Annotated in this window: 14 protein-coding genes; 7 read left to right on the top strand and 7 right to left on the bottom strand. The window is 72.5% G+C overall.

The window, feature by feature from the left end:
- Nucleotides 1–3 precede the first annotated feature (3 nt).
- The gene (locus DP107_RS00255) at nt 4–582 is read left to right on the top strand and encodes an LOG family protein (protein WP_144260133.1); all 579 of its coding nucleotides are present in this window, start codon (nt 4–6) and stop codon (nt 580–582) included.
- A 1-nt stretch (nt 583) separates the two neighbouring features.
- Here DP107_RS00255 and DP107_RS00250 read toward each other — a convergent pair whose 3' ends face one another.
- From DP107_RS00250 to DP107_RS00240, 3 genes are all read right to left on the bottom strand, one after another.
- Entirely contained in the window at nt 584–1426 is an 843-nt protein-coding gene (locus tag DP107_RS00250) for a BKACE family enzyme (RefSeq protein ID WP_144260132.1), read from the bottom strand.
- Nucleotides 1423–1617, bottom strand: a complete 195-nt coding sequence (locus DP107_RS00245; protein ID WP_144260131.1) for a hypothetical protein — start codon at nt 1615–1617, stop codon at nt 1423–1425. Before DP107_RS00245 ends, DP107_RS00250 begins: the two co-directional genes overlap by 4 nt.
- 158 nt (nt 1618–1775) lie before the next feature.
- Nucleotides 1776–2306 (bottom strand): hypothetical protein, encoded by a 531-nt coding sequence (locus DP107_RS00240; protein WP_144260130.1) that lies wholly within the window; start codon nt 2304–2306, stop codon nt 1776–1778.
- A 98-nt stretch (nt 2307–2404) separates the two neighbouring features.
- Between DP107_RS00240 and DP107_RS00235 the strand changes: the two genes are divergently transcribed.
- Nucleotides 2405–2854 carry a DUF3179 domain-containing (seleno)protein gene (locus DP107_RS00235; RefSeq protein ID WP_144260129.1) on the top strand — a complete coding sequence of 150 codons (450 nt, stop codon included), beginning with the start codon at nt 2405–2407 and terminating at the stop codon, nt 2852–2854.
- Between the two features lie 20 nt (nt 2855–2874).
- Here DP107_RS00235 and DP107_RS00230 read toward each other — a convergent pair whose 3' ends face one another.
- Complete coding sequence (locus DP107_RS00230; protein WP_144260128.1) at nt 2875–4539, bottom strand: FAD-binding oxidoreductase; 1665 nt, start codon at nt 4537–4539, stop codon at nt 2875–2877.
- A 155-nt stretch (nt 4540–4694) separates the two neighbouring features.
- On the opposite strand from DP107_RS00230, the gene DP107_RS00225 reads away from it, so the two are divergent.
- The gene (locus tag DP107_RS00225; RefSeq protein ID WP_144260127.1) at nt 4695–6161 is read left to right on the top strand and encodes an APC family permease; all 1467 of its coding nucleotides are present in this window, start codon (nt 4695–4697) and stop codon (nt 6159–6161) included.
- Between the two features lie 10 nt (nt 6162–6171).
- On the opposite strand, the gene DP107_RS00220 is transcribed toward DP107_RS00225, so the two are convergent.
- Both DP107_RS00220 and DP107_RS00215 read right to left on the bottom strand, forming a co-directional pair.
- Complete coding sequence (locus DP107_RS00220; RefSeq protein ID WP_144260126.1) at nt 6172–6756, bottom strand: carboxymuconolactone decarboxylase family protein; 585 nt, start codon at nt 6754–6756, stop codon at nt 6172–6174.
- Between the two features lie 50 nt (nt 6757–6806).
- Complete coding sequence (locus DP107_RS00215) at nt 6807–7223, bottom strand: PaaI family thioesterase (RefSeq protein ID WP_144260125.1); 417 nt, start codon at nt 7221–7223, stop codon at nt 6807–6809.
- 108 nt (nt 7224–7331) lie between these two features.
- Here DP107_RS00215 and DP107_RS00210 point away from each other — a divergent pair, with 108 nt between their 5' ends.
- Entirely contained in the window at nt 7332–8126 is a 795-nt protein-coding gene (locus DP107_RS00210; RefSeq protein WP_144260124.1) for an enoyl-CoA hydratase/isomerase family protein, read from the top strand.
- Nucleotides 8127–8240: 114 nt separating this feature from the next.
- Here the strand turns inward: DP107_RS00210 and DP107_RS00205 are convergent, their stop codons facing one another.
- Nucleotides 8241–10775: a DUF2298 domain-containing protein gene (locus tag DP107_RS00205; RefSeq protein ID WP_144260123.1), complete on the bottom strand. Its 2535-nt coding sequence runs from the start codon at nt 10773–10775 to the stop codon at nt 8241–8243.
- A 140-nt stretch (nt 10776–10915) separates the two neighbouring features.
- On the opposite strand from DP107_RS00205, the gene DP107_RS00200 reads away from it, so the two are divergent.
- The 3 genes from DP107_RS00200 to DP107_RS00190 are packed head-to-tail and all read left to right on the top strand — an operon-like array spanning nt 10916 to nt 12974.
- Nucleotides 10916–11599, top strand: coding sequence for a hypothetical protein (locus DP107_RS00200; protein ID WP_144260122.1), 684 nt, complete (start codon nt 10916–10918; stop codon nt 11597–11599).
- Between the two features lie 38 nt (nt 11600–11637).
- On the top strand, nt 11638–12492 hold the full coding sequence (locus DP107_RS00195; RefSeq protein WP_144260121.1) for a glycosyltransferase family protein: 855 nt from the start codon (nt 11638–11640) through the stop codon (nt 12490–12492).
- Nucleotides 12489–12974: a GtrA family protein gene (locus DP107_RS00190; protein ID WP_144260120.1), complete on the top strand. Its 486-nt coding sequence runs from the start codon at nt 12489–12491 to the stop codon at nt 12972–12974. Before DP107_RS00195 ends, DP107_RS00190 begins: the two co-directional genes overlap by 4 nt.
- Nucleotides 12975–13029 lie beyond the last annotated feature (55 nt).

The following is a 13029-nucleotide window of genomic DNA, read 5'->3' as shown; positions in this document are numbered from 1 at the left end:
GCCGTGGACCGGCTCTGTGTCTACTGTGGTTCCAGCCCCGGCCACGACCCCTCGTACCGCAAGGCCGCCCGCGCGCTGGGCGGGGAACTGCTCGCCCGCGACCTGGGACTGGTCTACGGCGGCGCCAGCGTCGGTCTGATGGGCACCATCGCCGATACCGTCATCGAGGGTGGCGGCGAGGTCATCGGGGTCATCCCCGAGGCGCTACAGGACCGGGAGGTCGCCCACGCCGGGCTGACCGACCTCCAGGTCGTGGACTCGATGCACGACCGCAAACGGCGGATGGTCGACCTGGCCGACGGCTTCGTCGCCCTGCCCGGCGGGCTGGGCACGCTGGAGGAACTGTTCGAGGTGCTGACGTGGGCCCAGCTCGGCCTCCACGACGACCCATGTGGGCTCCTCAACGTCGAGGGGTTCTACGACGGGGTCGTCGCGCATCTGGACGGCGCGACCGATGCCGGCTTCGTCTCGGCGGCCCACCGCGACCTCGCGCGGGTCGAGCGCGACCCGGCCGCCCTGCTCGACGCGTTCGAGGCGTACGAGCCGCCGACCGAGCCCAAGGTCGGCCCCGACGACGTGTAGCTCAGAGGGCCAGCAGGTCGCGGGCCTCGTCCGGGGTGGCCGGCTCGCGCCCGAGCGTTCGGGCCACGCCCGCCACGCGCTCGACCAGCTGGGCGTTGCTCTCCGCCAGCTCCCCCCGTTCGGAGTAGACGTTGTCCTCCAGTCCGACGCGGACGTGGCCGCCGAGTATCGTCCCCAGCGTCGCGAACGGGAGCTGGTGGGGCCCGAACCCGAGCGTGTTGAACGTCGCGCCGTCGGGCAGGTTCCGGACCGCGTTCAGCAGGTTCCGCGGCCGCGCCGGCGTCAGCGTGCCCCCGCCGAACACCAGCGTCGTGTGGTACGGCGGCGCGAGGTCGCGCCGTTCTAAGAGCCCGTGGATCTCGTTGACGTGGCCGTCGTTGAACGCCTCTAACTCCGGCTTGATGCCGCGGTCGTCCATCTCGTCGTAGAGCGCGTCGACCATGGCGCGCGGGTTCTCGCTCGTCAGGTGCCGGTAGCGGTTGAGCGGACCCATGTCGAGGCTCGCCATCTCCGGGGCGGGGTCGGTCCGCAGCGGCTGGCGCCGAGCCTCCAGTGGCGCGCCCGTCCCGCCGGTCGAGTGCTGGATGACGAGGTCGGTCGTCTCGCGGACCGCCTCGGTCAGCTCCTGGAACCGCTCCGCCGAGAACGACCGCTCCCCGTTGGGCTGTCGGGCGTGCAGGTGAGCGACGCTCGCGCCCGCGGCCTCCGCGTCGGCCGCGGCCGCCGCCACCTCCGCCGGCGTCTCGGGCAGGTTCGGGTTCGCCTCCTTCCCGTGGACCCCCCCGGTCAACGCGACCGTGATGACGACGGGTTCGCCCGAAAGGTACTCCTCGTACCCCGTCACGGGTCGGCCTCCCCGGCGTCCAGGCCCTCGGCCTCCCGGTAGAACTCGCAGTGGGCGGCGTGCGAGAGTTCGAACCGGTCGTTGCAGATGTCAGCGCGCATCGGCTCGGCGAACTCCTCGAGGACGGTGCAGTAGGCACGCTCGGTCGCGGCGTGGTCGCCGTCGCGGTAGTCCAGGTGGGGACAGCTCATGGACGCAGCTTCTGGACCCGTCGTGTTAACCGTTCGCGGGCATCCGTGTCGGGTGGTGACACCGGTGTCCGCCGGTCGGTCTCCGGGTGATAACGCGGATACGTTCGGCTCCCGAGCGGAACGCGGACGTCCCGGCCCGAGACTACGATATTAGTCAGTTATGACTCGTTATCCTCGGATCCCAGCCCGACGCCGAGCCCGAGGGTCTCCGTCGCCGCGTCCAGTCGGGTCAGATTGTCGGTGATGGCCGCCCGGGCGGCGTCGCCGATGCCGGGGTGGAAGCCGACGACGACGGTGCCCTCGTAGTCGTGTGCCTCCAGCTGCGAACGGGCCTCGAAATGGCGCCCGTAGCCGTCCGACCCCCACTCGACGTCGCTGTCGAACACCTTCTCGCGGAAGCCGGTCCCGTAGTTGGCGCGAGCCTTGGTGTCGAGGGTGTCGAGCCGCTGGGCGGCGGCCGACCCGTCGCGCCGGAGCGCCAGCAGCAGGTCCGTCACCGGGTACGGGGGGTCGGCGTCCAGCGCCGGCGCGTACGCACCCGGGACCCGGTCGAGGTCGCCGTCCGACTCGACCGTGTAGGCCAGCAACCGCGGGACGCCGTCCTCGTGGAGGTGGGCGATATGCGAGGCGTCGAGGCCCCCGCCGAGCGGCGGCCGGTCGCCGAGGTGGATGACGGCGGTGAGGGTCATACCGTCGATACGGGCGGGCGGCCCCTGAACGTTCGGCCGGGCGGTTGTGTGCGGCGGGCGACGCCACCGCACGCGCTTGGCCGCCCGAGCACGGACGGATGGGCACGACCGGCGGTCGCGGCCACAGGGACGAAGCCGGCGCGGGCGGTGGCAGTCACCGGGGGTTCCCCCGTGCGGGCGCCGTCGTCCCCGACCCGCGGCTCCCGGCTCGGACGCCGGTCCTCGGGGTCGCGACCGAGGGCGCGGCGGTCGCCTACCCACAGGGCTACGTCACCGGGAGCGAGGTTATCAACGACCGCGTCGGCGACCCGGCGGGGACGTTCGCCTCCGACCGCCGACTCGACGGTCGGCCGCTGACGCTCGGGGCCACCGCGACGGCGGCCGGTGACGTGTTGCTGGCCGACGGTTCGCGCTGGTCGGTCACCACCGGCCGCGCGCTCGGCGGGCCACACGGGGGGCGCCGCCCGGAGGCGGTCCCGGGGACCGCCGAACTGTACTGGTTCGCCTGGTCCCCGTTCCACCCGGGGACCCGCGTCTGGCGGCCCTGACGCGAACCGGGCCGCGCCCTTCAGAGCAGCGCGCCCGGGTTCATGATGCCCTCGGGGTCCAGTGTCCGCTTCATCGACCGGAGCGCGTCGAGGTACGACTCCGGCACCTCCTCGTGGTAGTGGTCGCGGTGGACCCGCCCGACGGCGTGGTGGTGGGTGATGGTCGCGCCGAACTCCATCAGGGTGTCCGAGGCCGCCTCCTTGATCCCGCGCCACTGCTCCAGCTCGCGGCCGACCGTCGCCGGCGCGAGCAGGGTGTAGTACGGGGCGGGACCGTCCTCGTACGCGTGGGTGAACCGACAGGAGAGGAAGCCGGCGCCGCATTCCTCCTCCATCGCGTCGGTGACGCGCTCCCGGATCGCACGATGCAACGCCGGGAACTGGTCCCAGGTGACGGCCGTCTCGAACGTGTCGACGAGGACGCCCATGCTCACGAGCGAGTTGAACATGTACGGTGCCTCGACGAAGGCGTCACGCCACTCCCCCGAGTCGCCGCCGTCGTCCTCGGTCATCCCCTCGGTCCCGTCGCTGCCGTCCTCGGCCGTCCGGTCCTCGGTGGTCGGCCCCTCCGACACCCGGCCGCCGTGTGACTCGGCGATCTCGACCGCGCGGTCCAGATCGGCCGCGATGGGCGGGAGGCTGTCGGTCGACTCGAAGCCGAGCAGCAGCACCGAGGAGCCGTCGAACGCGACCTCGTTCAGCATCGCCTCGTTCGCGTCGAGCAGGCGGCAGTTCGCGGGCGTCAACCGGGCCTGAACCACCTCGCGGCAGGCCGCGACGGCGTCCCAGTAGTCGTCGAACCGGACCGTCGCCCTCGCGCGGTACGGCGGCCGCGGCTGGACCCGCGCCCACCCCTCCGTGACGACGCCGAAGGCGCCCTCGCTGCCCAACAGGAACCGGTTCGGGTCCGGGCCGGCGCCAGAGGCGGGGAGCCGCCGCGTCTTCAGGCTGCCCGCGGGCGTCACCGCCCGGACGCTCTCGATGAAGTCGTCGATGCGTGTGTAGCGGGTGGCGAAGTGGCCGCCGGCACGGGTAGCGACCCAGCCGCCGAACGTGGAGAACTCGTAGCTCTGCGGGTAATGCCGGAGCTGGAGGTCGTGGTCGGCGAGCTGTGCCTGTATCTCCGGGCCGGTCGCGCCCGCCTGGATGCGGGCTGACCGGGAGTGCTCGTCCACCTCGACGACGTCGTCCATCCGGCCCATGTCCAGCGAGCAGACGCCGGCGAACCCGGTCCCCTCGCACTCGACGCCGCCGACGACGCTGGTGCCGCCGCCGAAGGGGACCACGGCCACCTTCGCCGCCTCGGCCCACGACAGCACGGCGGCCACCTCGGACTCGTCCTCCGGGTAGGCCACGACGTCGGGCGCGTCATCGAAGCGGCCGTGGAACCCCCGGACGAGGTCCCGGTAGGCGCTCCCGTAGCTGTGGGTGACGCGGTCGCGCTTGGCCGTCGTCGCCTCGCACGAGAGGTCGGCGGGCGGCTCGACGGCCGGCGGCGGCAGCTCGATGTCGGCCAGCTCCGGCAGGTCGAGCAGCGGGCGCTCCGGGAAGCCGAGCATCCCCTCGATGCGACCCTTCAGTTCGCGCCGCTCCGCATCGGTCGGGAGCCGGTCCGCCCAGCCCCAGGCCCAGAACGACTCCCGGCGCTCCTCGGCGCCGTCGTCGCTCGCCGCGTCGGTGCTCATGCCCTCCCAACCGGCAGGGGATACAAAGTAGTACCGGGCGCCCGGGACCCCGCCTGTCGGCGCCAGGCAGGGTCGGCTTCGGTTCCTTTTAAACAGCACGTCATGCGCCGGGACAGCTTTTTTAACAATTGGTCACATGCACCGCGGGAGCACGGATGTCGGCCGATAGCTACAAACTCATCGACCAGCGCGTCGGCCTCTGGGGCGCGGTCGCGCTGCTCGTCGGAACGGCACTCGGGATGAGCATCTTCATCGTCCCGACGCAGATGGCTGCCGCTGCGGGGCCGAGCATCACGCTCGCCATCGTCGTCTCCATCGTCCCGATGGTGCTCGGCGTCCTGCTGCTCCTGCAGCTCGGCGGCGCGATACCGGTCGCCGGGGGTATCTACGTCTACGGCTCCAGACTGGTGGGGCCGTTCTGGGGCGTTCTTGGCGTCTCGGTCCCGATATTGGCGGTCTGGTCGTACCTGCTGTTCGCGGCGATCGGGTTCGCCGACTACCTCAACGGGCTGCTGGACACGCTCGCGGGCGCCTCGGTCCCGACGGTCGTCGCCGCCTGGGTGCTGTTGGGCTCGTTCCTCGTGCTCAACTACGTCGGCGTCCGCATCGTGGCGAAGGTCCAGCTCGCGTTCGTCGGGCTGCTCGTTATGGGGATGCTGGCGTTCGTCCTCGGCGGTATCCCGCATATCGACGCCGCGAACTTCACGCCGCTGTTCCCCGCGGACGAGGGCGAGCCCTTCGCGGACGGGTTCGCACCGTTCCTGCTGGCGGTCGTCACGCTGTACATCCCGTTCCAGGGGTTCGGGATGATAATCGAGATCGGCGAGGAGCTGGAGAACCCGGTCGAGAACATCCCGCGGGTGCTCGGTATCGGGATGACCATCGTGACGCTGCTGACACTTGCCATCGTCTTCACGCTGGTCGGGGCCATCCCCATCGAGAACATGACCGTCTCCGGCCGGCTCGGCGGCGAGCCGGTCGAGGGCGGACTGGCCGCGGTCGGTGCCGGGGTGCTGCCGGACCCGCTACTGCTCGTCATCGGCGTGGCCGCGCTCGTGGCGGCGGCGACGACGGTCAACACGCTCTACACCTCCTACTCCCGAACGGTGATGCGGGCGGCCCGCGACGACGTCCTGCCGGACGTGTTCGCGGCGGTCCACGACGACTACCGCACCCCCCACCGCGCGGTCCTGCTGTTCGGCGTCCCGCCGATACTCGCGGCGCCGTTCATCGGCCAGCTCGATGCCGTCACCGGCCCGGCGGCGCTGGACTGGCTCGTCACCGTGGTCGTCACCGGTATCTTCGTCGCCTTCCTCATCGGCGGCGTCGCGCTGTGGAACCTGCCGAAGGTGTTCCCGCAGCGCTACGAGCACTCCATCTACAAGCTCCCGATGCCGGTGCTGAAGACCGTCGCCGTCGGGAACGTCATCGTCTCGGCGGTGTTCACGCTGCTGGTCGTCCGGAGCGCCCCCTCCGCGTTCGGCGTCGTTCTGGCGTGGATCGTCCTCTCGGCGGGGCTCTACTGGTACCGCGTCCGTGCCTACGACCGGAAGGGCGTCGACCTGCGGTCGCGGATGGCCGCGCTTCACGCCCACGAGCAGGGCGGCGAGGCCGACGACTGACCCGGCCGGGTCATTCTAGCAGGTCCTCACGCGAGAGCTCCGTACCGTCACCATCGTCGAGTCCGTCGAGCCCCCAGCCGACGAACGACTCCTCGGGTCCGACCGCCAGCGCGTCGAGGAAGCGCGCGAGACCGGTGTAGACCGCGGCCAGCAGCGTCACGCCCACGACGGTCCGGTCGTCGACCCGCTCGACCAGCGCCCGGTGGAGGGCGTCGTCGACCGAGGCGGTCGCGACGGCGGCGGCGTAGCTCGTCAGCGCCTCCCGGCGGCTCCCGAGGTCGCCGTACCGGCCCTCGCGGACCGCCCGCACGTCCGCCTCCGGGAGCCCCGCGTCGAGCGCGAGCGGGACGTGCTGGTGCCACTCGTAGTCGGCGTGGGTCTGCCGGGCGACCGTCAGCGCGACGAGTTCGCGTTCCGGTTCGTCGAGGCCGCACTCGTCCCAGCAGGTCCGGGCGAAGTCGACGAACGCGTCGAGCAGCGGCGGGTTGTTCGCCAGGGCGCCGTACAGATTGGTGGCGCCCGCCCGGTTCCGGTCGAACACCGCGCCGTACGCCTCGGGGACGTCCTCGCCGTCGAGATACGGGACGCGTGCCATATCCCCCGGCTGGCGTGGCGACGGGTTAAGCGGCCGGTTCGCGGTCGGGGCTACTCCCCGCCCCAGGCCCCTCGCGTGTCGCTCCCACCGGTCTTGAACGTCCCCCGGCCCAGCGCGACCGTCTCGCCGTCGCCCTCGCGCTCGACGAGCACGTCGACGGTCCCGACGCTCGTCCCGTTCCTGACGACCTCCGCCTCGCCGACGAGGTCGTCGGTCCCCGGCGCGAGGTAGTCCAGCCGGAGGTCGACGGTCGGCGTGAGGCCGCCGCCGTTGGCGCTGCTGACGGCCCAGTAGCCCACGGAGTCCGCGAGCGACGCGACCGCGCCGCCGTGGGCCACTTCGGTCCCGGGCGCCGCGCTGTGCTGCTCGGTCACCGCCATCCGCCCGGCGGCGTAGCCGTCCGCGACCGTCTCGATATCGATGCCCAGCAGGTCGTAGTACGGGACCCAGGCGTCCTCGGCGTCCATATGCCTCCCCGCGGGCGCCTCCGGCAAAGCCTTCGGGGCGATTCCCCCGTCGTGACGGCCCCCACCCCGGACCCGGGAGTTATGTCGCCGGGCGCCGACACCGGAGGCATGGCTGTAACCGAGTTCGAGGCCGAGACGGTCGCCCTGGACTGGAACGATGCCGGCACGGTCGCCACGCTCACCATCGACCGCCCGGACAAGTTGAACGCGCTCAACGCCGCCACCCTGGAGGCGATCCCGGAGGCGCTCGACGCCGCGCGCGAGGACGCCCGGGCGGTCGTCGTCACCGGCGCCGGGGAGAAGGCGTTCGTCGCCGGGGCCGACATCGCACACATGTCCGACCTGTCGGTGGCCGAGGCGTACGACTACTGCGAGCTGGGCCACGCCATGACCGACGCCGTCGAGTCGTTCCCGGTCCCGGTGGTGGCGGCGGTCGACGGCTACGCGTTCGGCGGCGGCTGCGAGCTCGCGCTCGCCGCCGACATCCGGGTCGCAAGCGAGGACGCCCTCATCGGGCAGACGGAGATCGACCTCGGCATCGTCCCCGGCTGGGGCGGCACCCAGCGTCTCTCCCGGCTGGTCGATGACGAGACCGCCCGCCGGATGGTGTTCCTCGGCGACCGCCTGGACGCCGCGGCCGCCGAGGAGGCCGGCATCGTCGGCGAGACCTGTCCCCACGAGGAGACGGTCGAGCGCGCCCACGAACTGGCCGAGCGCATCGCCGAGAAACCCCGCTTCGCGCTCCGGGGCGCCAAATCCGCGCTCAACCAGGTCCACGAGGGCCCGCAGTCGGCCGGCCTGGAGTACGAGAAGCGCGTCTGGAGTGGCCTGTTCGGTACTCCCGACCAGCGCGAGGGGATGGCGGCCTTCCTCGAGGACCGCGACCCCGAGTTCGAGGCGTAGGCTCGGACAGGTCGACCCGGATTTTTATCGACGTGTCCCGCGGATAGGTGAGCGACTCGGTAGTCCCTCGTCTCCTGCGGAAGGGACGTCGGAAACGCGCTCATCCCACCGAGCTCACAGCTCGGACTGGTCGACGCGGAGGACGGCCACACCGCCCTCACCCCCCGACTGGTGGACCACCGTCACGGCCGAGTGACCTCGGAGCTGCCCGACGGTCGGGCGGTCGTACTTGTTCCGCTCGGCGGGGCCGTAGTAGATGTACTCCACGTCGTACTCGTCGAGCAGCCGCAGCTGCTCGGACCGCTCGCCGGTGTAGATAGTCCGCACGTCCGAAACCCGTTCCTGGTAGGGTTCGTCCCCGCGATAGCCGATCTCGTGGAACCAGCCGGCCACGGTCGGGACGCCGGTCAGCGAGGCGGGCGCGGCGGCGCCGTCCCCGTTGCTGGGGGTCCAGCGGTAGCCGGCCGGCGCCGCGGTGACGATGGTGGGCTGGCCCTCCAGGTCGTCGATGTAGCCGATGGCGCTGGCCTCCTCGGGGTGCGAGTCGGCGACGAAGGCGGTCCCGTCGAGCGTGGCCGCCCCGCCGGCGCCGAACTGCGCGGGGAGGGCGAACCCGCCGTAGAGCGCCGTCAGGAAGACCAGCCCGGCGGCGAGGCCACGCCCAGCCGTCCGCCAGGTCGCGGCGTTGGGGGCGTCGAACGAGGAGCGACCGGCGTCGACGAGCCGGGCCAGCGCGACGCCGGCCGCCGGCGCCCAGAGCACCCACACCTGCGCGTAGGTCTTGAAGACGGTATTGAACCGCTCGGGTCCCGCCTGCTCGACGACGTAGACGAACTCGACGAGCAGCGTCAGGCCCAGCCCCGCGACCACGAGGACGGTCTCGTAGCCCACTTCGCGACCGGTCCGGAGGCAGACCCAACCCGCGGCCAGCAGCGGGCCGAACAGGGCCAGCGCCGCGAACCCCATCGCGTACGCGAGGACGACGAGATACGGGGCGAACAGGACGCCCCGCGAGAGCCCCTCGAACGGCTCCAGCCGGGTCGCGCCGGCCAGTGCGACGCCGAGGACGACGAAGGAGAGCGGCAGCCCCGCGTTCGCCGGGAGCGGGATGACGTACAGTGGAACCGACAGTGCGGCCAGTGAGAACAGCGTCGAGACGAGCGCCGTCAGCGCCGGCTGCTCGACGGCCCGGAGTCCGTAGCCGACCCGTCGGCCGAGGTAGGCGCCGAAGACGAGCACGAACGCGCCGTGGACCAGCAGCAGGCCACCGAGCGAACTCCGCCCGGGCAGGACGCCGATCGACCGCCCGCTCGCAGTGCCGAGCCAGAACGGGAGCGCCCAGACGACACCGACGACGAGCATGGCGGCGGCGAGCCCCAGGGCGACACCCGACCGGAGCGCCTCCTCGCGGAGCCGGTCGCCGAGCGGCGGTGTCTCGTGGGGGCCGGACTGGCCCGGCCCGGTGACCGTGCCGCCGTCGGAGCGACGGTCGCCGGCCTCCGGTGCCGGTTCACCACCGTCGGGGTGGGCGAGGTCCGGGAGCCGCCGCCGGGCCTCGTCCGGCAGCAGGGTCGTCGGGCGCGCGGGGGCGAAGGTGAGCGCCAGGAAGGCCAGCCCCGCCGCGGTCGGGAACGACCAGGTGTTGACGACGGCGATGAAGCCGGCCAACGGCGGCAGCAGGCCGAAGACGAGCAGTCGGCGCCGCGTCAGCTCCGCCTCCGGCGTCCGCCAGTAGGCGAACAGGATCGCCGCCAGCAGCAGCATAAAGAGCGTGCTCATCATGTGTGCGTGGAGGTCGCCGTTGAGCCACGCGAACAGGGGGAACTCGTTGATGGTGCCGGGGATGACCCGCGAGGCCGTCCAGTAGGAGAACTCGGCGGGCGTCCAGTTCAGGAGGTCGCCCGGGAGCCCGGCGGCGGCCACGACGGCCCGCGAGAGCCCGTCGGGGAGGAGCCAGAGGCCGACGATGGCGGCGGTCTGGAGGTTGGCGGCGACCCCGGTGAAGAAGGCGCCGAGCGCCGCCCCGAGCCGGCGGGGCGCGCCGTAGCTGGCCGCGACGTTCCCGGCCAGGCCCCAGGCGGCGACGACGAGCGCGCCGAAGAAGCCCGCCAGGGCGAGGTTGTAGGCGAACCGTGCCGCCGTGCTCGTCAGCGTGGTCAACAGCGCAGCGAGCAGGTGACCGCCGTAGTAGTACTGCACCGGCTCGCCGGCGAACCACATGTCCTCCGGCGGGAGCGGCGCGAGCGCGCTCCCCGTCCGGAGCAGCGACTGCAACAGCCCGAAGTCGAGGAACTTCTCGCCGCCGATGGGGTGGACGGCCGGGTCGACTGCCCGGATGCCGACGAGGAGGAGGAAGCCGGCGGTGAAGACGGCGGCAGCCTCGACGGTGGCTCCGCGGTCGATCTCCACGTCGCCCGCGAGGTAGGAGGCGCCGACCAGCGCGAGGAGCCCGGCGACGAGCGCCGGCCAGCCGAAGGCGAACTGGCCGACGAGATAGCCGACGACGCCGAGGACCGCCAGCGCAAGCGGGAGGGCGAAGGCGGCGCCGCGGTCGGCGAACCGGGGGAACAGCGCCGCCGCCGCGGGCAGCGCCGCCAGCCCCAGCGCCAGATACGTCACCAGCCAGACGACGACCAGCAGGTACTCCATCCGACCGTGGGACGGGAGGCGGTGATTATACGTCTTTCCCACCGGCTCCGACCGTTCGTACCGTTGTAACGGCGACGTATCCGCGGTGAACGGTTCGAACTAGTGCATCGGGTTATACCAGCGCCCCCCTCGACCCTGACATGACAACCGGCCGTCCCCCGATGGCTCCCGGCGGCCCCGGGCTCGCGTTCAGAACAGGTGGTCCGACCCGGCCCGCGGACGAACTCCCGGCGGACGTCGACCACACGGTCGTCGATGCGGCCGCCGCCGCGGACGTGCTCGTAGTGGACCGCCGGCGGGAGGGCGTCCGGACCGCGGCTCCCGGTCGCGCGGAGATCGCCGGCCGGCAGGTGGTCGTGGTCCCCAGACGCCCGGGGGCCCGCCCGAGCGTCGCGTGCTACAGTCGCGACGCTCCGGGGACGGACCCCGCGGTCGAACTGGTCCGTCGTACCGTCGCACTCGATGCGACGGTTGCCGCTCATTACGACCTGGCCGCGGCCCTCGCGGTCGCGGGTGGCGACGGGACCGGCGAGTCCGAGGGGTCGTTCGACGACCTCTTGGACGGCGGGGCGGGCGGTGAACCGGCCACCGACGACGCCGACTGGACCCGGACGCCGACCGACAGCCGGCTGGCCGACGGCGGGCGGTCGGTGGATGCCGCGGACGGGAGCGTCTCGCCCTCGGCCGCGGAGCTCTCCGCGCGGCGTGATTCGGTCGACACCGCGACCCACCGGGTGCTCGAGGGCGCCCCGGAGACGGCCGCGCCGCTCGCGTTCTGCGGGCTGGCCGGCGTCGTCGAGCCCATCGCCGACGCATCGCCGTAGCGAACCCCTTTTGCCCCCCGGCTTCTCACCGGTGAGCGATGGCCGACCGGTCGCTGGGGCTCGTCGTGCCCGCCTACCAGCCGGACGTGGACCGACTGGTGTCGTACGTCCGCTCCTGTCGGGCCCGGCTCGACCCCGCGACGGTCCGTATCGAACTCGACGCCCCCGACCCGGGTGTCACCGAACGGCTCCGCGAGGCGCTGCCCGAGGCTGTCGTCGCCGTCGCCCACGAACGCCGGGGGAAGGGAGCCGCCATAACGGCCGGCTTCGAGGCGCTCGCATGTGGTCGGGACACCGCCACGACCCCGCCGGGCGGCGACGCCGACTCGCGTGACGGGGTCGGCCTCCTGGCGTTCGTCGACGCCGACGGCTCCACGCCGTCCGAGAGTCTCGCGGCGATCATCGCGCCGGTCGCCGACGGCCGGGCGGACCTCGCGGTCGGGTCGCGGCGCCATCCGGACGCCGAGGTCGCCGGCCACCAGACGCTCGCCCGACGCCGGCTGGGCGACGCCTTCGCCTGGCTCGCCCGCCGACTGCTGTCCGCGGACTGCTACGACTACCAGTGCGGCGCCAAGGCCGTCTCGGCCGACGCCTGGCGGACGGTCCGACCGCATCTCTACGAGGCCGGCTTCGCGTGGGACGTCGAGCTCATCGCCATGACCGCCGCGCTGGGGTTGCGCGTCGAGGAGGTCCCCATCGAGTGGGAGGACCAGCCCGGGTCGACGGTCGACCCGGTCGACACCGCCGTCTCGCTGGGGACCGCGCTGCTCGTCGCGCGCCACCGCGCCAAGCGCCTGCAGGACAGCCGGCTGCACGACGCCATCGCGCGAACCCGTGCGGACGAGACCGCCCTCGTGAACCGCGGGGCCGACCCCGGCGAGCGCCGCCGATGAGCGTCGCCGACCTCCTGCGGGCCCGACTGCGGGCACTCGCGTCGGCCGGCCGCATCGGCCAGTTCGTCTCCGTCGGCGTCGCCGGTGCCTCGGTGGAGACCGTCCTCGTCGCGCTGCTGACCGCTGGCTTCGTCCTCGACCCGCCGTTCGCGGGCCGGCCGCTGCTCGCGAAGGCCGTCGGCGCCGAGGCCAGCATCACGCTGATGTTCCTACTGAACGACAGCTGGACGTTCGCCGACCACGGTGGCGCGGGGCCGGCCGCGCTGGTCCGCCGCTGGGTGACGTCCCACCTCGTCCGCTCGGTCGGGCTCGCGGTCGCCTTCGGGACGCTGTTCGTCCTCACCTCGTGGACGGACGTGCGCCTGGTCGTCGCGGGCGGCAACGTCTGGCCCACCATCGCCAACGGCATCGGCATCGGCGTCGGGCTGAGCATCAACTACGTCGCGGAGAGCCTCGTCACCTGGCGCGTCCAGGACGACTGAGGTAACGTCGGCCCTGCGCCCTGTACGAGTTCGCTCCGTGACGGGAGCGATAGCA

Source organism: Haloglomus irregulare, assembly GCF_007421925.1.
Classification (GTDB): Archaea; Halobacteriota; Halobacteria; order Halobacteriales; family Haloarculaceae; genus Haloglomus; species Haloglomus irregulare.
Note: the sequence above shows the minus strand (reverse complement) of the source record. Positions and strands in the feature narration are given on the sequence as shown.